5 protein-coding genes (1 of these 5 running past the window's edge) are annotated in these 24,269 nt (G+C 71.5%); all 5 read right to left on the bottom strand.

Going from position 1 to position 24,269, the window contains the following annotated elements:
- Positions 1 to 20,471: the 5' portion of a non-ribosomal peptide synthase/polyketide synthase gene (locus ACQP2X_RS34715; RefSeq protein WP_498689143.1), read on the bottom strand. 970 nt of this gene lie to the left of the window's left edge; only the first 20,471 of its 21,441 coding nucleotides appear in the window; it begins with the start codon at positions 20,469 to 20,471; its stop codon lies off the left edge, out of view.
- A 160-nt stretch (positions 20,472 to 20,631) separates the two neighbouring features.
- Complete coding sequence (locus ACQP2X_RS34720) at positions 20,632 to 21,771, bottom strand: cytochrome P450 (protein ID WP_498689145.1); 1,140 nt, start codon at positions 21,769 to 21,771, stop codon at positions 20,632 to 20,634.
- Between the two features lie 71 nt (positions 21,772 to 21,842).
- Positions 21,843 to 22,055 (bottom strand): MbtH family protein, encoded by a 213-nt coding sequence (locus tag ACQP2X_RS34725; RefSeq protein ID WP_498689146.1) that lies wholly within the window; start codon positions 22,053 to 22,055, stop codon positions 21,843 to 21,845.
- Between the two features lie 167 nt (positions 22,056 to 22,222).
- Positions 22,223 to 22,471, bottom strand: a complete 249-nt coding sequence (locus ACQP2X_RS34730) for an acyl carrier protein (protein WP_498689148.1) — start codon at positions 22,469 to 22,471, stop codon at positions 22,223 to 22,225.
- Positions 22,472 to 22,491: 20 nt separating this feature from the next.
- On the bottom strand, positions 22,492 to 24,258 hold the full coding sequence (locus ACQP2X_RS34735) for a fatty acyl-AMP ligase (protein ID WP_498689149.1): 1,767 nt from the start codon (positions 24,256 to 24,258) through the stop codon (positions 22,492 to 22,494).
- Positions 24,259 to 24,269: the final 11 nt, after the last annotated feature.

Here is a 24,269-nt window from a genome sequence, read left to right on the forward strand (position 1 = left end):
ACGGACAGCGCCGCGGCGTGGGACGGCACCACTTTCACGTGATCGATGCGGTGCTCGGCGATGTAGGAGGCCACCGCAACCGGATCCGTCACCTCGTCGATGATGTGCAACTGACCGCCGGTGGCCAGGCTCGTGAAGACCACCGTGTTGCCGAGATCGGTCACCTGCGGCTGCAACAACCCGTAGCGGCCGCCCGACCAACCCAGCCGCTGCGACACCGACGACACATAGTTGGCCAGCGAACCGTGAGTGACCGCCACACCCTTCGGCACACCCGTGGAACCCGAGGTGTAGATGACATAAGCCAGCGAGCGCGGGTCGATCTCCACCGCCGGCGCAGTCTCCGGATACAACGACACCATCGGGTCATCCAGAGCAACCAACGGCACCCGGCCCACCGGCAAATCATCAAGTTCCAAACCAAGCACCAACGCCGCCCGGCTGTCGTCGAGCATGAAAGCGATCCGCTCCACCGGCATCCGCACATCGACCGGCAGATAAGCCGCCCCGGCCTTCCACACGCCCAGAATCGCCGCGATCATGTCCACACCGCGCGGCAGACACAGGCCCACCACCGATTCGGCGCCGATCCCCTGCGAGCGCAGATACTGGGCTATCTGGTTGGAGCGGGCGTCCAACTGCTCGTAGGACACCTCGACCCCGTCGGCGACCACCGCCACCCCCGAGTGCCCACCGAGGGGGTCGAGCACCGAGGCGGCCGGGACCGGCGCCGCCGTGTCGTTCCAGCCACGCAGCACCAGGTCCCGCTCCTGGGAGTCGAGCACCTCGACCTCACGCAGACGCAGACCCGGCTCCGCCGTCACCGCCTCGAGCACGCGCAGCAGGGTCGCCACCAGCCGCTCCACTGTCGACCGGTCGAACAGATCGACCGAACCGGTCACCAGCCCTCGCAGCCCGGCCGGCGAACCGTCGTCGGTGAAGGCCTCGCTGACCGCCACGTACAGGTCGAACTTGGCCGGCGCCGTCCCGTCGCCGCTCGGGACGGCGGTCCGGGAGACGGCATTCACGCCGGGCAGGTCGAGAGCGGCCCGCTCGTTGTTCTGGAACGTCAGCATCACCTGAAACAGCGGATGCCGCGCCAGCGACCGCGCCGGCGCCAACTCCTCCACCAACCGCTCGAACGGCACGTCCTGGTTGGCCAGCGCTCCCAGCGTCGTCTCCCGCACCCGCGCCAGCACCTGCCGGAACTCCGGATCACCCGACAGATCCGTCCGGATCACCAACGAATTGACGAAGAACCCGACCAGATCATTCAAGGCCTCGTCCGTACGCCCATCGACCGACGACCCGATCGGGACGTCCTCGCCCGCGCCCAGCCGGGACAACAGCACCGCCACCGCCGCCTGCATCACCATGAACGTGGTGACGCCCTCGGCCCCGGCCAGCTCGGCCAGCCGCCGGTGCACCTCGGCCGGCACCCGCACCGGCACCTCATGACCGCGATGCGAGGCCACCGCCGGACGCGGCCGGTCCACCGGCAGGCTCAGCTCCTCCGGCGCACCGGCCAGAGCCGCACGCCAATAACCCACCTGCGCCGCCAACAGCTCCTCGCCCAGCAGTTCCCGCTGCCATAGCGCATAGTCCGCGTACTGCACCGGCAGCGGCGGGAAGTCCGGCGCCACGCCGTCCATCCGGGCCGCGTACGCCGCCGACAGATCCCGCCCGAGCGGGGCCATCGACGATCCGTCGCTGGCGATGTGGTGTGTCACCACGACCAAGGTCTGCTCCCCGTCGCCCGACCGGAGCAGCCAGGCCCGGATCGGCACCTCGGTGGCCAGATCGAAGGCGTACTCCGTCGCCTCCCGCAACGCCGCCGCCGAGAGCTCACCGGTCCCGAGCCGCCAGTCCAGCTCGTCCGGCTCCAGGATCCGCTGGTACGGCTCGCCGTCGGCCGACGGGAACACTGTCCGCAGCGGCTCGTGCCGTCCGATCACGTCGCGCAGGGCGGCGTTCAGGGCGACCGCGTCCACGGCGCCGCCCAGGCGCATGACGAGCGGAATGTTGTAGGTCGGGGCCGGGCCCTCCAGCTGGGCCAGGAACCACAACCGGCGCTGCGCGGGCGACAAGGGCACCCGCTGGGGCCGGTCGCCGGCCCGCAACGCCGGCCGGGCCGGGCCGGCTTGCGCGCCGGCCATCCACGCGGCCAGGCCGGCCGGGGTCGGCCTCTCGAACAGTGTCCGCAGCGGCACCTCCACGCCCAGCAGGGCCCTGATCCGCGACAGCAGGCGCACCGCGAGCAGCGAATGCCCGCCCAGGGCGAAGAAGCTGTCGTCCACACCGGCCGTGTCGAGGCCGAGCACGTGAGCGAACGCGCCGCACAGCAGGTCCTCGCGCACGGTCGACGGCTTCCGGCCGCCGCCGCCGGTGAAGTTCGGCTCCGGCAGGGCCCGCCGGTCCAGCTTGCCGTTCGGGGTCAGCGGCAGCTCGGGCAGAGCCACGAACGCCGACGGCACCATGTATTCGGGAAGCCGCGATGCCGCGAGCTCCCGCAGCTTCTGATCGGCGAACGTCCCGACGACGTAGGCGACCAACCGGTCCTCCCGGGCGATCACCGCGACCTGCCGCACCCCCTCATCGGAGAGCAGCACCTGCTCGATCTCGCCCGGCTCGACCCGGAACCCACGGATCTTCACCTGCTCGTCGGCGCGACCGGCGAACACCAACTGCCCGTCGGCCGCCCACCGCGCTCGATCGCCCGTGCGGTACATGCGCTCGCCGTCGCCGAACGGGCACGCCACGAACCGCTCACCGGTCAGCGCCGCCCGGCCCACATAGCCCCGCGCGAGACCGGCACCGGCGATGTACAACTCGCCGGCGACGCCGACCGGAACCGGCGCCAGCGCATCGTCGAGGACGTACAGGCGGCTGTTGGCGATGGGCCGGCCGAACGGCACCGGGCCCGCACGCCGGTCGTCGACCGGCTCCAGCGCGGTGATCACCGTCGACTCCGTCGGCCCGTACGTGTTGATCAGCCGCCGGCCCGGCGCCCACAAGCGCGCCGCCTTCTCACTCAGCGCCTCGGCCCCGACGACCAGCGTGCGCACCGACGCCAGATCATCGGGCTCGAGCACGCCCAGCAGCGACGGCACCACACTGGCCACCTGGACCGGCACGTCACGCAGCCGCCGCGGCTCGGCTCGCTGCCGCTCGTCCGCGATGACCAGCGTCGCCCCCGACGACAACGCCACCGCCACATCCAAAGCCGACGCGTCAAAACTGAACGACGCGAACTGCAACATCGAGACTCCCGGCGCCGCACCCATCAGCGGGCCGAACACCGACACCAGATTCATCAACGACCCGTGCGACACAGCAACACCCTTGGGCTCACCGGTCGAACCCGACGTGTAAATCGCATACGCCAAGGCCGCCGACAGGACCGGCCGGCGCGGGAGAACCCCACCGCGAACCTCGTCGAGTCGCAGCACCGCGACGTCCGGAATGTCAGCGGCGGCCAGCACCACCCCGGCCCCACTGTCGGCCAGCACAAACCGGATCCGCTCCACCGGCAACCCCGGATCGACCGGCACATACGCAGCACCGGCCTTCCACACCGCCAGAATCGCCACCACCATGTCCACCCCACGCGGCAGACACAAACCCACCATGGACTCCACGCCCACACCCACCGCGATCAGACCAGCGGCGAGTTCGTCCGAGCGCTTGTCCAGGGCCGCATACGTCAGCTCATCGCCACCGCAGGACACCGCAACCGCATCCGGATCCTGCTCGGCAAAAAGATCCAGAACCGTCCCCGGGCGAACCGGCGTGGTGGTGTCGTTCCAGCCCGACACCAGCTGTGCCCGCTCGGCCGCGTCGAGCACCTCCACGTCGCGCAGCCGTGTCCCCGGCGCCGCGGTCACGACGTCGAGCACCCGCGTCAGCCAGGTGGCCAGCCGCTCCGCCGTCGCCGGGTCGAACAGGTCGAGCGACGCGGTCAGCCCGCCGCGCAGCCCGGCCGGACGGCCTTCCGCGTCGAAGGCCTCCGTGATCACCACGTCGAGGTCGAACGTCGCCGCCGTGGCGAACCCGTCGTCCAGCAGTGAGGAGCCGCCGCGAGCACCGGGGAGCTCGACCGTGGCCCGTTCGTTGTTCTGCACGGTCAGCATCACCTGAAACAGCGGATGCCGGGCCAGCGACCGCGTTGGCGCCAACTCCTCCACCAACCGCTCGAACGGCACATCCTGATTCGCCAGCGCACCCAGGGTGGTCTCCCTGACCCGGCCCAGCACCTGCCGGAACTCCGGGTCACCGGACAGGTCCGTACGAATGACCAAGGTGTTGACGAAGAAACCGACCAAGTCGTTCAAGGCCTCGTCCGTGCGCCCGGCGACCGCCGACCCGACCGGGATGTCGTCGCCCGCTCCCAGCCGGGACAGCAGCACCGCCAGGGCCGCCTGCACCGCCATGAACGTGGTCACACCCTCGGACCGGGCCAGCTGAGTCAACCGCCGGTGCACCTCGGCCGGCACCCGCAGCGGCACCCGGTGGCCCCGATGTCCGGCCACCGCCGGGCGTGGCCGGTCGGCCGGGAGGGCCAGTTCCTCCGGCGCGCCGGCGAGCGCTTCCCGCCAATAGCCGGCCTGCTGCGACAGCCGGTCGTCGCCGAGCAGATCGCGCTGCCAGAGCGCGTAGTCCGCGTACTGCACCGGCAGCGGCTCGAACCGTGGGGCCTCGCCACGCGACCGCGCGGCGTAGGCCACCGACAGGTCCCGCCCGAGCGGTGCGGCGGACCAGCCGTCGCTGGCGATGTGGTGCACGACCAGGACCAGCACCTGCTCGTCCGGGCCGGCCCGGAACAGCCAGGCCCGGATCGGCGTCTCGGCCGCGAGGTCGAAGGCGTGTCCGGCGGCCCGGACCACCGCCGCCGGCAGCTCGTCCGGCGTCACCTCGACCGACGGCAGCTGCCAGCCGATCCGGCCGGCGTCGAGCACGTGCTGGTACGGCTCGCCGTCGACCGCGGGGAAGACGGTGCGCAGCGACTCGTGCCGGGCGATCACGTCGCGCAGCGCCGCGTCCAGAGCGGCCGGGTCGACGGCGCCGCTCAGCCGCATCACCAGCGGCGTGTTGTATTTCGCGCTCGGGCCTTCGAGCTGGGTCAGGAACCACAGCCGGCGCTGTGCGAACGACAACGGCACCCGATCGGGGCGTGCCCCGGCCCGCAGCGCCGGCCGGGCCTCGTCGGTGTCGGCCGCGGCCAGTTCGGCCGGTGTCGGCCGTTCGAAGAGGACCCGCATCTCGATCTCGACGCCGAGCAGGGCCCGGATCCGCGACACCAGCCTGACCGCGAGCAGCGAATGGCCGCCCAGGGCGAAGAAGCTGTCGTCGGCGCTGACCGCGTCCACGCCCAGCACCTCGGCGAAGGCCGCGCACAACAGTTCCTCACGCACAGACATCGGCGCCCGGCCGGCGCCGGCGTCGACGTCCGGAGCGGGCAGGGCCGCGCGATCCAGCTTGCCGTTGCGGGTCAACGGCAACTCCGGCAACGCCACGAACGCCGACGGCACCATGTAGTCCGGCAGCCGCCGCTCGGCCCCGGCGCGCAGCTGTTCGCCGGAGACCTCGCCGACGACGTACGCGACGAGCCGATCGTCGCGAGCCAGCACCGCGACCTGGCTGACCTCCGGATGCGACAGCAGCACCTGCTCGATCTCGCCCGGCTCCACCCGGAACCCACGGATCTTCACCTGCTCGTCGGTCCGCCCGACGAAGGCGAGCTGCCCCTCGGCGGTCCACCGCACCCGGTCACCCGTGCGGTACAGGCGTTCCCCGGTCCCGAACGGCGACGCCACGAACCGCCCGGCCGTCAACCCTGGGCGGCCCACATAGCCCCGAGCCAGTCCCGCACCGGCCACATAAAGCTCGCCGACCACTCCGGCCGGTACCGGCGCGAGCGTGTCGTCCAGGACGTAGACCTGTGCGTTGGCGATCGGCTCACCGATCACCGGCTCGTCACCGGCCGCCAGCGGCTGCGACATCGACGCGCACACGGTCACCTCCGTCGGCCCGTACGCGTTGATCAGCCGACGGCCCGGCGCCCACCGATCCAGCGAAAGCTGGTCCAGAGCCTCACCGGCCGACACCACAGTGCTCAGACTTACCTCGGCCGGATCCAGCACACCCAGAAGCGCCGGCGGCAACGTCGCATGCGTCACGCCGTGGCGGCGCACCACGTCCACCAACTGATCCACCGGAGCCACCACAAGAGAGGCGCCGGAACACAACGCCATCAACACTTCCGACGTCGCCGCGTCGAACCCGATCGACGCGAACTGCAACACGCGCGACCCGGCCGACACCGCGAACCGCTCGATCTGCGCCACCGCCAGATTGACCGCACCCGCGTGGGTCAGCGCCACGCCCTTGGGCACACCGGTCGACCCCGACGTGTAGATGACGTAGGCCAGCGCCTGGGGATCGGCCGTGACGGCGGGCGCGGTCGCGGGATGACGTGCGACCGCCGGGTCGTCGATCGCGATCAGCGGCACCCGGCCGACCGGCAGGTCGTCGAGCACCTCCTCGGGACCCAGCAGCGCCGCCGCCCGGCTGTCGGCGAGCATGAAGGCGACCCGGTCGGCCGGCATCCGCACGTCGATCGGCAGATAGGCCGCGCCCGCCTTCCACACCGCCAGGATCGCCACGACCATGTCGGCGCCGCGGGGAACGCCGAGGCCGACCACCGATTCCGCGCCGATCCCCCGGCCGCGCAGGTGGTGCGCCACCTGGTTGGCGCGGGCGTCGAGCTCGGCGTAGGACAGCTCGGTCCCGTCGCCCAGCACCGCGATCGCCTCCGGGGTCCCGGCCACCCGCCGCCCGAACAGTTCCAGGGCCGTGGCCGCCCCGACCGGCGCCGCCGTGCTGTTCCAGTCGTGCAGGATCAGCGAGCGTTCGTCCGGGCCGAGGATCTCGATGTCGTGCAGGCGCCGCTCGGGCGCCGCCGTCACCACGTCCAGCACCCGCGCCAGCCAGGCGACCAGCCGTTCGACGGTGCGGCGGTCGAACAGGTCGGCCGAGCCGGTCACCCAGCCCCGCAGCCCGGCCGGGCGGCCGGCGTCGTCGAACTCCTCGCCCACCATCAGGTCGAGGTCGGTCTTCACCGCGGCCGGGGCCGTGCCGTCGGTGAGCCCGGCACCACTGGCCACGTCCAGATTCGGCAGTTCGAACGTGGTGCGCTGGAGGTTGTGGAGCGTGAGCACGACCTGGAACACCGGATGCCGGGTCAGCGACCGCACCGGCGCCAACTCCTCCACCAGACGCTCGAACGGCACATCCTGATTCGCCAACCCACCCAGAGTGGCCTCCCGAACCCTCGACAACACCTGCCGAAACTCCGGATCACCACTCAGATCCGTACGAACCACCAACGAATTGACGAAGAAACCAACCAGATCATGCAAAGCCTCATCAGTACGCCCAGCATTACCCGACCCGATCACCATGTCCGTGCCACCACCCAGGCGCGAGAACAACACCGCCAGCGCCGCCTGCAACACCATGAACGTCGTGACACCCTCGGCCCGAGCCACCTCACTCAACCGCCGGTGCACCTCGGCCGGCACCTCCAACGGCACCCGGTGCCCGCGGTGCGAGGCCACCGCCGGACGCGGCCGATCCACCGGCAGAACAAGCTCCTCCGGCGCACCCGCCAACACCTCACGCCAATAACCGACCTGCCGCGCGAGCCGATCCGCGTCGAGCAACTCCCGCTGCCACAACGCGTAATCCGCGTACTGAACCGGCAGGGCGGTCCACTGCGGTGCCGCTCCGTCCAGCCGCGCCGCGTAGGCCGCCGAGAGATCGCGGCCCAGCGGCCCGATCGACCAGCCGTCGCTGGCGATGTGATGCACGACCAGCACCAGGACGTGCTCGTCCTCGCCGGACCGCAACAGCCACGCCCGTGCGGGGATCTCGGAACCCAGATCGAACGCGTGCTCCGTCGCCTCCCGCAGCGCCGCCTCGGAGAACGCGCCGGTGTGCAGGCGCCAGTCCAGCTCGGCCGGGTCGAGGATCCGCTGGTACGGCTCGCCGTCGACCGCCGGGAAGACGGTCCGCAGGGCCTCGTGCCGGACGAGCACGTCGCGCAGCGCCGCGTCCAGGGCGGCCACGTCGAGCGTGCCGGTCAGCCGGACCACCATCGGGGTGTTGTAGGCCGGATCCGCTCCTTCCAGCTGGGTCAGGAACCACAGGCGGCGCTGGGCGAACGACAGCGGGACCCGCTCCGGGCGCTCGCCCGCCCGCAGGGCGAGCCGGACCGGTCCGGTCTCCGGGCCGTTCAGCCGGGCCGCCAGCCCGGCCGGGGTGGGCGCCTCGAACAGCGTCCGCAGCGGCACCTCGACGCCCAGCACCGTCCGGACCCGTGACAGCAGCCGGACCGCGAGCAGCGAGTGCCCGCCCAGCGCGAAGAAGTTGCCGTCGACGCCGACCGCGTCGAGGTCGAGGACCTGAGCGAAGGCGGCGCACAGCAGTTCCTCGGGCACGCTGGCCGGTGCCCGCCCGGTGCCGCTCGCGTAGTCCGGTTCGGGCAGCGCCTCTCGGTCGACTTTGCCGTTCGGGGTCAGTGGCAACTCGGCCAGCGTCACGAACGCCGACGGCACCATGTAGTCCGGGAGCCGGGCGGCGGCCAGGTCACGCAGTCGCTGCTCGGGGGCGTCGCCGACGACGTACGCGATCAGCCGCTCCTCCCGGGCGACGACCGTGACCTGCCGGACCGCCTCGTCGGCCAGGAGCACCTGCTCGATCTCACCCGGTTCGATCCGGAAGCCACGGATCTTCACCTGATCGTCGACCCGCCCGGCGAACGCCAACTGCCCACCGGCGGTCCACCGCACCCGGTCACCCGTGCGGTACAACCGCTCCCCGGACTCGAAGGGTGACGCCACGAAGCGTTCCGCGGTCAGGCCCGGCCGGCCGGCGTACCCCCGTGCCAGGCCGGCACCGGCCACGTACAACTCACCGGTCACCCCGATCGGCACCGGGGAGAGACCGTCGTCGAGCACGTAGGCCCGGCCGTTGGCGATCGGGTCGCCGATCACCGGCTCGTCCCCGGCCGCCAACGGCCGCGACATCGACGCGCAGACGGTCACCTCGGTCGGCCCGTACGCGTTGATGAACCGGCGGCCCGGCGCCCACCGATCCAGCGACAGCCGGTCCAGGGCCTCACCCGCCGACACCACGGTGCCCAGATCGACGACGGCCGGATCCAGCACACCCAGCACCGCCGGCGGCAACGTCGCATGCGTGACCCGATGCCGCCGGAGCACGCCGAGCAGCGGCGCACCCGGAAGCAGCTCCTCGGCCGGAGCCACCACCAGCGACGCACCGGAACACAGGGCCATCAACACTTCCGAGACCGCCGCGTCGAAGCCGATCGACGCGAACTGCAACACCCGCGACCCGGCCGACACCGCGAACCGCTCGGCCTGGGCCAGCGCCAGGTTCACCGCGCCCGCGTGGGCCACCGCGACGCCCTTGGGCACACCGGTGGAACCGGAGGTGTAGATGACGTACGCGAGCCCGGCCGGATGCGGCCGGACGGGCGACATCGGGCGAGCCGGCGGCCGGTCGTCGAGCCGGAGGACCGGCGCCCCGCCGACCGCGTCCGCGGTCTCCCCGGTGGCCAGGATCAGCCCGGTGGCGCTGTCCGCGATCAGGAAACGGATCCGCTCGGCCGGGTACTGCGGATCGATCGGCAGATAGGCCGCGCCGGCCTTCCACACGCCGAGAACGGCGACGATCAGATCGACCCCGCGCGGAAGGCAGACCCCGACCACCGATTCGGCGCCCATTCCCCGTTCCCGGAGCAGCCAGGCCAGTTCGTCGGTCTGGGCGTCCAATTGCGCGTACGTCAGCTCGGCGCCGTCGGCCACCACGGCCACCGCGTCCGGCGCCTGGGCGACCCGGCTCCGGAACAGGTCCAGAACCGTCTCCGCGGCCACCGGAGCCGCGGTGTCGTTCCAGGCCGACACCACCTGGGCGCGCTCGGCCGGGCCGAGCACCTCGACACCGCGCAGGCGCACGGCGGGTGTCGCCGTCACCTGGTCGAGCACCCGGAGGAAGGTGGCAACGAGCCGCTCGGCCGTGCCCGGGGTGAACAGGTCGACCGACGCGGTCAGCGAACCACGCAGACCGGCCGGGCGACTGCCGTCGTCGAGCGTCTCGGACAGCATGATGTCGAGATCGAACTTGGCGGTGGTGACAAGGCCGCCGTCCGGGGACGATGTCCAGCCGCCGGTCCGCGCTCCCGGCAGATCGAGGGCGGCCCGTTCGTTGTTCTGCACGGTCAGCATCACCTGGAACAGCGGATGCCGGGCCAGGGACCGGGCCGGGGCGAGTTCCTCGACCAGCCGCTCGAACGGCACGTCCTGGTGGGCCAGCGCGTCGAGGGTCGTCTCCCGCACCCGGGTGAGCACCTGGCGGAAGGCCGGGTCGCCCGACAGGTCGGTGCGGATGACCAGTGTGTTCCCGAAGTATCCGACCAGATCGTTCACCGCTTCGTCGGTGCGGCCGGCGATGGCCGACCCGACCGGGATGTCGTTGCCCGCGCCGAGCCGCGACAACAACACGGCCAGCGCCGCCTGCACCACCATGAACGTGGTCACGCCCTCGGCCCGGGCCAGCTCGGCCAGGCGGCGGTGCACCTCGGCCGGCACCCGCACCGGCACACGGTGGCCCCGGTGCGAGGCCACCGCCGGGCGCGCCAGGTCCGTCGGCAGAGCCAATTCCCCGGGTACGCCCGCGAGCGCCGCCCGCCAGTAGGCGACCTGCTGCGACATCCGATCGCCGGTCAGCAGCTGCCGCTGCCACAGCGCATAGTCGGCGTACTGCACCGGCAACGGCGCCCAGTCCGGGGCTTCACCGCGCAACCGCGCCGCGTACGCCTTCGAGAGATCCCGCCCCAGCGCCGCGTGCGACCAGCCGTCGCTGGCAATGTGGTGCAGCACGAGCACCAGCACCTGCTCGTCGCCGCCCGGCCGCAGCAGCCAGGCCCTGATCGGCGGTTCGGAGGCCAGATCGAAGGCGTGCCCGGTCACCTCGTCCGGCGACACCTCACCGGACTCCAGCCGCCAGTCGAGCTCGTCGAGGTCGAGAATCCGTTGGTACGGCTCACCGTCGGCACTCGGGAACACCGTTCGCAACGACTCGTGGCGACCGATCACGTCGCGCAGGGCCAGGTTCAACGCGACCGCGTCCACGACGCCATCGAGACGGACGACCAACGGAATGTTGTACGTCGCGCTCGGCCCCTCCAGCTGGGCCAGGAACCACAGCCGCCGCTGAGCAAAGGACAACGGCACCCGTTCCGGCCGCTCGGCCGCCCGCAGCACCGCGCGCGCCGGATCGGCGGCCCCCTCGGACATGGCCGCGGCCAGCCCGGCCGGTGTCGGCGCCTCGAACAACGTGCGGATCCGGACCTCCGCCCCGAAGGTCGCCCGGATGCGCGACAGCAGCCGGATGGCGAGCAGCGAATGCCCGCCGAGCTCGAAGAAGCTGTCGTCGACACCGACCGCGTCCGCCTGGAGAACCTGGGCGAACAGCCCGCACAGCAGCTCTTCGCGCACCGTGACCGGGCCGCGCCCGGGGCCGGCGGCCTGATCCGGGGCGGGCAGCGCGGAACGGTCGAGCTTGCCGTTGGCGGTCAGCGGCAGTTCCGGCAGCGTCACGAACGCCGACGGCACCATGTACTCCGGCAGCCGCCGGGCCAGCATCGACCGCGGGTCGCCCTCACCGCCGACCACATAGGCCACCAGCCGGTCATCACGCAAGATCACCGCCGCTTGCCGAACGCCCGGCGCGGAGAGAATCAGCCGCTCGACCTCACCCGGCTCCACCCGGAACCCACGAACCTTCACCTGCTGATCCGCACGCCCGACGAACACGAGCTGCCCATCCGGCAACCGCCGCACCAGATCACCCGTGCGATACATCCGCTCGCCGGACCCGAACGGACAAGCCACGAACCGCTCACCGGTCAACCCCGGCCGCCCCACATAGCCACGCGCCACACCCGCGCCAGCCACATAGAGCTCAGCGGTCACCCCCACCGCGACCGGATTCAACGCCTCGTCCAGGACGTACAACCGGGTGTTAGCCAGCGGACGACCAATCGGCACCACACTGGCGTCGGTCAGCTCCGCGGTCGCCACACCCACCGTGGTCTCGGTCGGCCCATAGTGGTTGAACACCTTGCGACCTGACGGAACCAATCCAGCCGGTACCGCCTCACCGCCGAACACCAACGACTTCGCCGGCATAACCGCATCGACCGACAACGCCGCCGCATGCGACGGCACCACCTTCACGTGATCGATCCGGTGCTCCGCGATATACGACGACACCGCCACCGGATCCGTCACCTGATCCAGAATGTGCAACTCGCCGCCGGTGGCCAGGCTCGTGAAGACCACCGTGTTACCGAGATCGGTCACCTGCGGCTGCAACAAGCCGTAGCGGCCACCGGACCAGCCCAACCGCTCCGAAACCGACGACACATAGTTGGCCAGCGAGCCGTGAGTGACCGCGACGCCCTTCGGCCGGCCGGTCGAACCGGAGGTGTAGATGACGTAGGCCAGCGAGCGCGGGTCGATCACCATGTCCGGCGCGGTCTCCGCAAAACCTGCTGACCCGTCCAGATCGGTCAGCACCAGCCGCGCGCCACTGTCGGCCACCATGAACTCGACACGCTCGGCCGGGAACTCAGGGTCGATCGGCAGATAAGCCGCCCCGGCCTTCCAGACACCCAGAATCGCCGTGATCATGTCGGCACCCCGAGGCAGGCGCAGCCCCACCACCGACTCCACACCCACACCCTGGGCCCGCAAATAGTGGGCCACCTGATTGGAGCGAGCGTCCAACTGCGCGTAGGACACCTCGGCACCACCGGCGACCACCGCCACTCCCGAGTGCCCCCGCACGGACTCCAGCACCGAGGCGCCGAGCATCGGCGCCGCCGTGTCGTTCCAGCCATGCAGAAGCTGCGACCGCTCCTGCGCGCCGAGCACGTCGATCTCGCGCAGCCGCAGCGCCGGCGACGCCGTCACCGCGTCCAGCACCCGCGCGAACCGGTCCGCGAACCTCTCGGCCGACTCCACGTCGAACAGGTCGGCCGCGACGGTCACCACGCCGCCCAGCCCGGCCGGCGACCCGTCCGGCCCGAACCGCTCGACCACCGTGACGTACATGTCGAACCGCGCGGCCGGATTGATCACCCGGCCCAGAGCGGGGTCGTCGACGAGTTCGGCTCCGGGCAGGCGCAGGGTGACACGTTCGAGGTTCTGGAGTGTCATGCCGACCTGGAACAGCGGATGCCGCGCCAGCGACCGCGACGGCGCCAACTCCTCCACCAACCGCTCGAACGGCACATCCTGATGCGCCAACGCACCCAGCGACGCCTCCCGCACCCGGGACAACACCTGCCGAAACTCCGGGTCACCACCCAGATCCGTACGAAGAACCAAGGTGTTGATGAAGAACCCGACCAGATCATCCAGGCCTTCGTCGGTACGCCCCGCGACAGGGAACCCGATCGGGATGTCGACCCCCGCCCCCAAGCGGGACACCAACACCGCCAGCGCCGACTGCAACACCATGAACGGCGTCACGCCCTCGGCCCGGGCAAGGTCGACCAGTCGCCGATGGACCTCGGCCGGGACCTCGAGCGGAACCCGATGACCCCGATGGCTCGCCTCGACCGGACGCGGCCGATCGACCGGAAGAGGCAGCTCCTCCGGCGCGCCCGCGAGCGCCCTCCGCCAATAGCCCACCTGCGAGGCCAGCACGTCCCCGCTCAGCAGCTCCCGCTGCCACAGCGCATAGTCGGCGTACTGCACCGGCAGCGGCTCGAACTCGGGCGTCTCGCCGTTCAGATGAGCGGCGTAGGCGGTGGCCAGGTCGCGCTGGAGCGGGCCCAGCGACCACCCGTCGCTGGCGATGTGGTGCACGACCAGCACCAGCACGTGCTCGCCGGGGGCGAGCCGGAACAGCCACGCCCGCACCGGAATCTCGGCGGCCAGGTCGAACGTCTGCTCCGCCGCCCGCACGATCGCCGGGCCGAGCTCGGCGCCGCTCACGTCCGCGGTCGGCATGCTCCAGTCCAGCTCCTCGGGGCCGAGGATCCGCTGGTACGGCTCGCCGTCGGCCGCCGGGAACACCGTGCGCAACGACTCGTGCCGTCCGATGACGTCCCGCAGGGCCGCGTCCAGGGCGGCCGGGTCGACCGCGCCGGCCAGCCGGACCACCGCGGGGACGTTGTACGTGGAGTTCGGCCCCTGCGCCTGGGCCAGATACCAGAGCCGGCGCTGCGCGAACGACAGTGGCACCCGCTCCGGGCGGGTCCGCGCCCGCAGGACCGGCCGCGCCACTGCGGCGTCGGCCAGCCGGGCTGCCAGCCGGGCCGGCGTGGGCGCCTCGAACAGCGTCCGGATCGCCACCTCGACACCCAGCACCACCCGGATCCGGGCGACCAGCCGCACCGCGAGCAGGGAGTGCCCGCCCACGTCGAAGAAGCTGTCGTCGACACCGACCGATGCGAGGCCGAGCACCTGCGCGAACGCGGCGCACAGCAGTTCCTCGGGCACGGTCGCGGGCGCGCGGCCGGCGCCGGTCGTGAAATCGGGCGCGGGCAGGGCGGCCCGGTCCAGCTTGCCGTTCGCGGTCAGCGGCAACGCGTCGAGCGTCACGATCGCCGACGGGACCATGTAGTCCGGCAGGCGCCGCTCGGCCGCCGTCCGCAACCGCTCGGCCGGCGCGTCACCGACGACGTACGCGATCAGCCGGTCGTCCCGGGCGATCACCGCCGCCTCGAGCACGCCGTCCTGGGCCAGCAGCGCCTGCTCGATCTCGCCCGGCTCGACCCGGAATCCGCGCACCTTCACCTGCTCGTCGGCGCGACCGGCGAACACCAGCCGCCCGTCGGCGGTCCACTTGGCGAGGTCGCCGGTGCGGTACATCCGCTCGCCGCGGCCGAACGGGCACGACACGAACCGCTGCGCGGTCAGGCCCGGACGGCCGGCGTAACCCCGGGCCAGCCCGGCGCCGGCGAGATAGAGCTCGCCGGTCACGCCGACCGGCAGCGGGGAGAGACCTTCGTCCAGGACGTACGCCCGGGTGTTGCGCAACGGCCGGCCCACAGCCGGGACATCTCCGTCGATCCGGGCCGACAGGGCGTCGATGGTGCATTCGGTCGGACCGTAGAAGTTGAAGCCGACCGTGTCGGCGGCCGCGGCGAACTCACGCCACAGGGGCTCCTCGATCGCCTCGCCACCGAGCATGACCACGCGCGGGCGATGCCGCCGGTCGCTCAGCAGACCGGCCTGCACGAGCTGCCGCGCCGACGACGGCGTCACGTCCAGGAAGTCGATCCGGCGGTCGGCCACGTAGTCGGCGAAGGCCCGCGGGTCCAGCCGTACGTCGTCGTCGAGCACGTGAAGCTCATGGCCGTCCGCGAGGAGCAGAACGCCCTCGAGGGACGTGTCGAACGAGAACGAGGCGCTCAGCGCGGTCCGGAGCCGCACGCCGGCGGTGGCCACGAAGCCGTCGCGGTGATGCAGGAACAGGTTCAGCACGCCGCGGTGCTCGACCACGACGCCCTTGGGCCGGCCGGTCGAGCCCGACGTGTAGGTCACGTAGGCGGGATTCCGCCCGCGCAGTCCCACACCGGTCACGTCGTCGCCCGGCTGCCGCGACAGGGCCTCGGCCGTCTCCGGGGCGTCGAGCAGAAGGCGGCCCGTGCCGTCCGGCACGGCGTCACGCAGCTCCTGGGTGGTCACGACCAGAACCGGCCGGGTGTCGCGCAGCAGGAAGTCGATCCGTTCCCGGGGCAGCGCGGGGTCGACCGGCAGGAACGCCGCGCCCGCCTTCCACACGGCCAGAATCGCCACCACGGTGCCGGCCGAGCGCGGCAACGCCAGCGCCACCACCGACTCGGGGCCGGCTCCGGCGTCGATCAGCACCCGGGCCAGGCGGTTCGCCGCCGTGTTGAGCTCGGCGAACGAGGCCACGAAGTCCTGGCCGAACACCAGGGCGGTCGCCTCCGGGGTCCGCCGCACCTGCTCCTCGAACAGCGCCGGGAGGGTCGTCGAGGGCAGCTCACCGGCGCTGTCGTTCCAGTCGTCCAGGAGCCGGAGGTCGGCGTCGTCCAGCACGCCGAGCGTGCGCAGCCGGGCGCCGGGCGCGCCGGCCACCGACCCCAGCAGCCGGCTCAGCCACGTCGTCATCCGCTCGGCGGTCGCCGGCTCGAACAGGTCGGCCGCCGCGGTCAGCGAACCTCGCAGCCCGGCCGGACGGCCGCTCTCGTCGAAGACCTCGGAGACCGTCACCTCCAGGTCGAACTTGGCCACCGCGGTGACGCCACGACCGGCCGGGGGTGTCCAGACGCCGGCCCGGACGCCGGGCAGGTCGAGGGCGGCCCGTTCGTTGTTCTGCACGGTCAGCATCACCTGGAACAGCGGATGCCGCGACAGCGACCGCGCCGGGGACAGCTCCTCCACCAGCCGCTCGAACGGCACGTCCTGGTTCGCCAGCGCGCCGAGGGTGGTCTCCCGCACCCGGGCCAGAACCTGCCGGAACTCCGGGTCACCGGACAGGTCCGTACGAATGACCAAGGTGTTGACGAAGAACCCGATCACGTCGTGGAGCGCCTCGTCGGAACGGCCCGCGACGGCCGACCCGACCGGGATGTCGTGGCCCGCGCCCAGCCGCGACAACAGCACCGCCACGGCGGCCTGCATCACCATGAACGTGGTCACGCCCTCGGCCCGGGCCATCTCGGAAAGCCGGCGGTGCACCTCGGCCGAGACGTGGAACGGCACCCGGTGGCCCCGATGGCCGGAGACGGCCGGGCGCGGACGGTCCACCGGCAAGGCCAGCTCCTCGGGCGCGCCGGCCAGCGCCTCACGCCAGTAGCCCACTTGCCGCGACAGCCGGTCCTCGTCGAGCAGATCCCGTTGCCACAGCGCGTAATCCGCGTACTGCACCGGCAGCGGCTCGAACTCCGGCGCGGCACCCCGCACCCGCGCCGCGTACGCCCTCGAGAGATCCCGGCCCAGCACCGCGTGCGACCAGCCGTCGGTCGCGATGTGGTGCACCACCACCACGAGGATCTGCCCGCGCAGCAGCCAGGCCCGGATCGGCGGCTCCGACGCCAGATCGAAGGTATATCCGGTCACCTCGTCCGGTGCCGCGTCGGCGACCTCCAGACGCCAATCGAGCCCCTCCGTCTCCAGGATCTCCTGATACGGCTCGCCGTCGGCGCTCGGGAACACCGTCCGCAGCGACTCGTGCCGGTCGATGACGTCGCGCAGCGCGGCATCCAGCGCGACCGCGTCGACCGCACCGTCAAGGTGGACGACCAGCGGAATGGTGTACGTCGCGCTCGGCCCGTCCAGTTGGGCCAGGAACCACAGTCGGCGCTGTGCGAAGGACAACGGCACCCGCTCCGGCCGCTCCCCCGCCCGCAAGGCGGGCCGGACCTCACCGGACCCTAGCCGTGAGGCCAGCCCCGCCGGTGTCGGAGCCTCGAACAAGGTCCGGATCCGGACCTCCGCCCCCACCACCGCCCGAATCCGCGACAGCAACCGGATCGCCAGCAGAGAATGCCCGCCCAGATCGAAGAAGCTGTCATCGAGCCCGACCGCATCCACACCCAGAACCTGAGCGAACACGCTGCACAGCAACGCCTCCACCTCACCCGCCGGCTCGCGGCCGGCGACCGCCCCCTGGCCCGGCTCCGGCAACGCCCGGCGGTCCAGCTTCCCGTTGGCCGTCAGCGGCAGCGCCGGCAGCGTCACGAACGCCGACGGCACCATGTACTCCGGCAGCCGCCGCGCCAGCACCGACCGCACATCACCTTCGTCACCGACGATGTAGGCGACCAACCGGTCCTCGCGGGCGATCACCGCGGCCTGCCGAACCCCCGGGATCGACAGAATCAGCTGCTCGATCTCACCCGGCTCGACCCGGAATCCGCGCACCTTCACCTGCTGATCCGCACGCCCGACGAACACGAGCTGCCCATCCGGCAACCGCCGCACCAGATCGCCCGTGCGGTACATCCGCTCACCCGACCCGAACGGACACGCCACGAACCGCTCACCGGTCAGCCCAGGACGCCCGACATAGCCCCGCGCGACACCAGCACCGGCCACATAGAGTTCCCCGGTCACCCCCACCGGGACCGGGCTCAGCGCGTCGTCGAGGACGTACAGCCGGGTGTTAGCCAGCGGACGACCAATCGGCACCACACTGGCGTCGGTCAACTCCGCGGTCGCCACACCCACCGTGGTCTCCGTCGGCCCATAGTGGTTGAACACCCTGCGACCTGACGGAACCAACCCGGCCGGGACCGCCTCACCACCGAACACCAACGACTTCGCCGGCATCACCGCCTCGACGGACAGCGCCGCGGCGTGGGACGGCACCACCTTCACGTGATCGATGCGGTGCTCGGCGATGTAGGAGGCCACCGCAACCGGATCCGTCACTTCGTCGATGATGTGCAACTCGCCGCCCGTGGCCAGACTGACGAACACCACCGTGTTGCCCAGGTCGGTCACCTGCGGCTGCAAAAGGCCGTAGCGGCCACCGTTCCAGCCCAGACGCTGCGACACCGATGACACATAGTTGGCCAGCGAGCCGTGGGTGACCGCCACGCCCTTCGGCCGGCCGGTCGAACCCGAGGTGTAGATGACGTAGGCCAGCGAGCGTGGATCGATCGGCACCTCCAGCGCATCCGATGGGTGCCCCGCGATCGCCTCCAGATCGGCCAGCACGAGCCGCGCGCCGCTGTCGGCCACCATGAAGTCGACACGCTCGGCCGGGAACTCAGGGTCGATCGGGAGATACGCCGCCCCCGCCTTCCAGACACCCAGAATCGCCGTGAGCATGTCGAGACCGCGGGGCAGCCGGAGGCCGACCACCGACTCCGCACCCACGCCCCGGGCCCGCAGATGGTGGGCCACCTGATTCGAGCGAGCGTCCAACTGCCCGAACGAGACGCGGACGCCATCCGCGACCACCGCCACCGCGTCCGCCGCTTGCCGCCGGACGGACTCCACCACCGAGGCGCTCGGCACCGGCGCCGCCGTGTCGTTCCAACCGTGCAGGAGTCGCGACCGCTCCTCGGCGCCGAGCACGTCGACCTCGTGCAAGCGGATGGCCGGTGACGCCGTCACCGCGTCCAGCACCCGCGCGAACCGGTCCGCGAACCTCTCGGCCGACTCCACGTCGAACAGGTCGGCCGCGACGGTCACCACACCGCCCAGCCCGGCCGGCGACCCGTCCGGCCCGAACCGCTCGATCACGGTCAGGTACACGTCGAACCGGGCCGCTGCCGCGACCGCGCCGCCCAGATCCGACACCAGGGTGCCGGTGTGGATGCCGGGCAGTTCCGGCACCCGGTGCTGGTTGTTCTGGAGCGTCATGCCGACCTGGAACAGCGGATGCCGCGCCAGCGACCGCGACGGCGCCAACTCCTCCACCAACCGCTCGAACGGCACATCCTGATGCGCCAGAGCACCCAGCGACGCCTCCCGCACCCGGGACAACACCTGCCGAAACTCCGGGTCACCGCCCAGATCCGTACGAAGAACCAAGGTGTTGATGAAAAACCCGACCAGATCGTTCAAACCCTCGTCGGTACGCCCCGCCACCGGAAAACCGATCGGGACATCGGCCCCCGCCCCCAAACGGGACACCAACACCGCCAGCGCCGACTGCAACACCATGAACGGCGTCACCCCCTCGGCCCGGGCCAGCACGGCCAGTCGCCGATGAACCTCGGCCGGCACCTCGAGCGGAACCCGATGACCCCGATGACTCGCCTCGACCGGACGCGGCCGATCCACCGGAAGAGACAACTCCTCCGGCGCACCCGCCAAGGTCTGCCGCCAGTAATCCACCTGCGAGGCCAGCACCTCGCCGCTCAGCAGCTCCCGCTGCCACAGCGCATAGTCGGCGTACTGCACCGGCAACGCTTCCCAGCGCGGCGCGCGGCCGTTCAGACGGGCCGCGTACGCCGTCGACACGTCGCGCATCAGCGGCCCGTGCGACCAGCCGTCGCACGCGGTGTGGTGGACCAGCAGCACCAGGGTCTGGTCGGTGTCACCGCAGCGGAACAGCCAGGCCCGGATCGGCAGGTCGGCCGACAGGTCGAAGGTCTCCTCGCGGATCCGGCCGACCGCGGCGGCCAGCTCCTCCGCCGGCAGCCGGCGCACCTCCAGTCGCCAGTCCACCTCGGCCGGGTCGAGGACGACCTGATGCGGCTCGCCGCCAACCGCGGGAAGAACGGTGCGCAATGACTCGTGCCGGACGATCACATCGCGGAGCGCCGCATTCATGGCCGCCTCGTCGAGCGCTCCCTCGAGGCGTACGGCAATGACGCTGTTATATGTCGGACTCGGACCTTCCAGCTGATCCATGAACCAGAGCCGGCGTTGCCCGAACGACAAGGGAATCATCAGTGCGTCTCCTCTTACGTCCGCAATTCGATCCAGCAGGCGCGCGCCATTGACGGAGGTGCGGGACGGAACGCGAAAATTCCAACTCATAACCGGTCGCGGGACAAGATCGGAGGTCGCACAGGCGTACAACCGCCGATTCACCGCACTTGGACAGGTGTCACCACTGGACGCGGAGCCGCTCGGGGCCGCGGGTGAGCAGGCCCTCGGGCCAGGTGACGGCGCCGGGACCGTCGTCGACGCGCAGCCCCGGGAAACGGCGCAGCAGGCCCTCGACGGCCGTGCGCACCTGGAGCCCGGCCAAGGGGGCGCCGGGGCAGCGGTGCGGTCCGTGGCCGAAGGTGAGATGGGCCGGGCGGCGCCGGGCCGGCGCGGCGAACACGCGGTCGTCGTGGTTGGCGTCCAGCAGCGAGACCACGACGCCCTCGCCGGCCCGGACCGTCACCTCACCGAGCCTCACCGTCTCCAGCGCCACCCGTGGGAAGCTCAGCGGGGTGGACGGGTTCAGCCGCAGCAGCTCCTCGACCGCGGGCGCCGGATCGTCGAGCAGGCCGCCGCGGCGGTCCGGTTCGGACAGGAGCGTGAGCACCGACAGCCCGATCTGGCCGATGGTCGTCTCATATCCGGCCATCAGCAGGCTCAGGCCCATGGTGACCAGCTCGGTCAGCGAGAGCTCGCCACCCTCGTGCCGCTCGATCAGGGCCGTGAGCAGGTCGGTGCCGGGTTCCTCGCGCTTGCGGCCGACCAGGGCGGCCATGTAACGGGCCAGTTCGACGCGATGGCGGACCTTGTCCTGCGGGGTGCTGGCCGAGATGTCGAACAGCACGCGCACCCAGGACGCGAAGCGGGGGCTGTCCTCGTGCGGGACGCCCAGCAGCGTGCACAGGACCGCGAGGGGCAGCGGCACGGCCAGCAGCTCCATCACGTCGGCACCGGGACCGGCGGCCTCGATCGCGTCGAGATGGCGGTCGACGAGACGGCCGACCTCCGGGGCCATGGCCGCGACCCGGCTCGAGGTGAAGGTGCCGGCGATGATCCGCCGCAGCCGGGTGTGCTCCGAGCCGTCCATGCTCATCATCGAGGCCGGCACGGGTTGCGTGTCGACGAAGCGGGGCGCGTCCGGCTCGACCGCTCCGGCCCGGCTGAACCTGGCGTCGGACAGCACGAGACGGGCCGTGGCGTAGTCACGGACGAGCCACATCCGGTCGCCGGCCGGTGTCACGATCGGCACCGCCGGGCCGGTGCCGTTCCGCAGATATTCCGGGAGCGGGCCCATGTCGTCGAGGCCGTGCGGATCCATCGGGTGCTCCACCTCATGAGGAAGGACGCCGGCGGACCAGAGGCTCGCCGGCGTCCTCGACGGGCTGCGGTCTACTGCCCTTTCATCGCCTCGACGAGGCTCTTGGGCCGCAGATCGGTCCACGACTTTTCGATGTATTCGAGACAGTCGTCGCGGGACGCCTCTCCGAATACCGTCGTCCAGCCCTCGGGAACGTCGATGAAAACGGGCCACAGCGAATGCTGGCCCTCATCGTTCACCAGCACCAGATAGCTCGCATCGGGATCTTCGAACGGGTTCGGCACCGGACCATCCTTATCTTTCGGCAATAAGGGCCGGGCTCACTATGACCGACGTTCCGGCGGACCGGCAAGGCGCTGCGCATTCGTCCAACTGCGCAAAAGAAACAGTTATCCGGGTGGCACGGAAAAGGGGACCGCCCGGACGGGCGGTCCCCTGTGGAGGACGTGTGTCAGACGGTGGAGGTGGTCCGCTCGGCCAGGAATCCGGTGAAGGCGGCGACGGTGGGATGGTCCCACAGGGCGTTGGGGTCGACCTCGAAACCGACCCGGCGCTCCACCGCGGTGAGGACCGCGGCCGCGGTCAGCGAGTCCAGCCCGTAGTTCACCATCGGCTCGTCCGGGTCGATCCGGCCGCCCGGCACCCGCAACTCCGCGACGAGATAGGCGCACAGCCATTCGCACAGCTCGGTCGAGGACATGGAAACTCCTTCTCGGTCGGTCATGCCAGGGACGGTTCACGGTCGTCGGCCGGCGGATCCTGGAAGATCGGGGCCAGGCGGCCGGTCCGGAACAGCTCGGACATGGCGGCGCGCTGCACCTTGCCGCTGGTGGTCCGGCGGACCGTGCCGGGCCGCAGCAGCGCCACCACGGCGACCCGTACGCCGAACTCGCGGGTGACGGTCAGGCGGAGCTCGCCGGCCAGCGCCGGCCACCGCTCCGGCGGCACCTTGCCGACCTCGTGGGTCACGACGACGGCCTGCGTGGCCACGCCGTCCTGCTCGCCCGGCATGGCGAACACGGCACCGGCCCGGCCCAGCTCGGGATGCTGGCTCCGCAGCTCCTGCTCCATGTCGTGCGGATAGATGTTGCGGCCGTGCACGATCAGCATGTCCTTGAGCCGGCCGTGGACGTACAGCTCGCCTTCGTACATCGCGCCGAGGTCGCCGGTCCGCAGGAAGCCCCGCCGGCCGCCGGCGGTCTCGGCGTCGTGCAGGTGAGCCAGGTCGTCGCGGCGCCAATAGCCGTCGCAGACGCTCGGTCCGCGCAACCAGATCTCGCCGAGCCGGCCCTCGGGCAGCTCCTCGCGGGTCGCCGGGTCGACCACCCGGATCTCGCAGGCCGAGGTGGGCGGCCCGCAGCTGACCACGTCACGGGTCTCGCCGGAGCCGCCCTCGGCGAACCGGCCCTCGGCCAGCAACCCGATGTCGACCCGGCGGACCACCGTCGGGCGGCCGGCGGTCCCGGTGACGTACGCCGTGGCCTCGGCCAGCCCGTAAGCGGGGGCGAACGACTCGGCCCGGAAACCGGCCACCGCGAACTTGGCGGCGAACCGCTCGAGGACCGACGGGTCGACCGGTTCCGAGGCGTTCACCGCGATGTGCCAGCCCGACAGGTCCAGGCCGCGGGCCTCGTCGTCGGAGATCCGGCGGACACACAGGTCGTAGGCGAAACTGGGCGCGAAGGCGACGTTGATGCCGTACGCGTCCATGGCCCGCAGCCAGCGCACCGGGCTGCGGACGAAGGCGGACGGCGTCATCAGCACGACCGTCCCGCCCCGCATCACGCCGACCATCAGCATGGCCACGAGCCCCATGTCGTGGTAGAGCGGCAGCCATCCGCCGACCCGCATGGAAGCCGGCCAGGCGGTGCCGCCCCCGAGCGCGGCCAGCGCGGTCAGGTTGTTCAGCATGTTGCCGTGGCGGACCACGACGCCCTTCGGGTCACCGGTCGACCCGGAGGTGTACTGCAACAGGGCGATCGTGTCCCGGGTCAGCGGCACCGGCTCCCACGCCCCGGGATCGCCGAACCCGGGAGTGCCGTTCGCCGCGACGTGGACGTCGCCGAGGCCCGACTCCTCCACCCAGGCCAGCACCTCGGGCAGGTCGGCGGCGTCGGTGAGCACGGCCGCGGCCCCGGCGCTGGCCGCCACGGTGGCGATGCGGCTGCGCTGATGCCGGTAGCGGCCGGGCTGCGGCGCCGGAACCGCGATCATCCCGGCGTACAGACAGCCGAAGAACGCGGTGACCCACTCGATGCCGTTGGGGTGCAGCAGAAGCACCCGGGAGCCCACGGGCAGGCGCTCCCGCAGCCAGGACGCACACGCGCGGGCTTCCCGGTCCAGCTCCTCGAAGGTGCAGCGGACCGCACCGCCGTAGAGGTCGTCGGGGTCGGCCAGGAAGACCAGCGCGTCGGAGCGGGGCCGCATGAGGGCGTGCTGGCGCATCAGAGTGACGAGGTCCGGAGCATCCTCGAGGTCGTAGGGCATGCCTTTCCTCC

Origin of the sequence: Actinoplanes sp. CA-131856 (genome assembly GCF_050956135.1) — a bacterium.
Lineage (GTDB): Bacteria > Actinomycetota > Actinomycetes > Mycobacteriales > Micromonosporaceae > Actinoplanes.

Excerpts from the sequence above, each read along its gene's own strand:
- ACQP2X_RS34730 (WP_498689148.1), bottom strand. The coding sequence starts at position 22,471 with ATGTCCTCGACCGAGCTGTGCGAATGGCTGTGCGCCTATCTCGTCGCG.
- ACQP2X_RS34720 (WP_498689145.1), bottom strand. The coding sequence starts at position 21,771 with ATGGATCCGCACGGCCTCGACGACATGGGCCCGCTCCCGGAATATCTG.
- ACQP2X_RS34735 (WP_498689149.1), bottom strand. The coding sequence starts at position 24,258 with ATGCCCTACGACCTCGAGGATGCTCCGGACCTCGTCACTCTGATGCGC.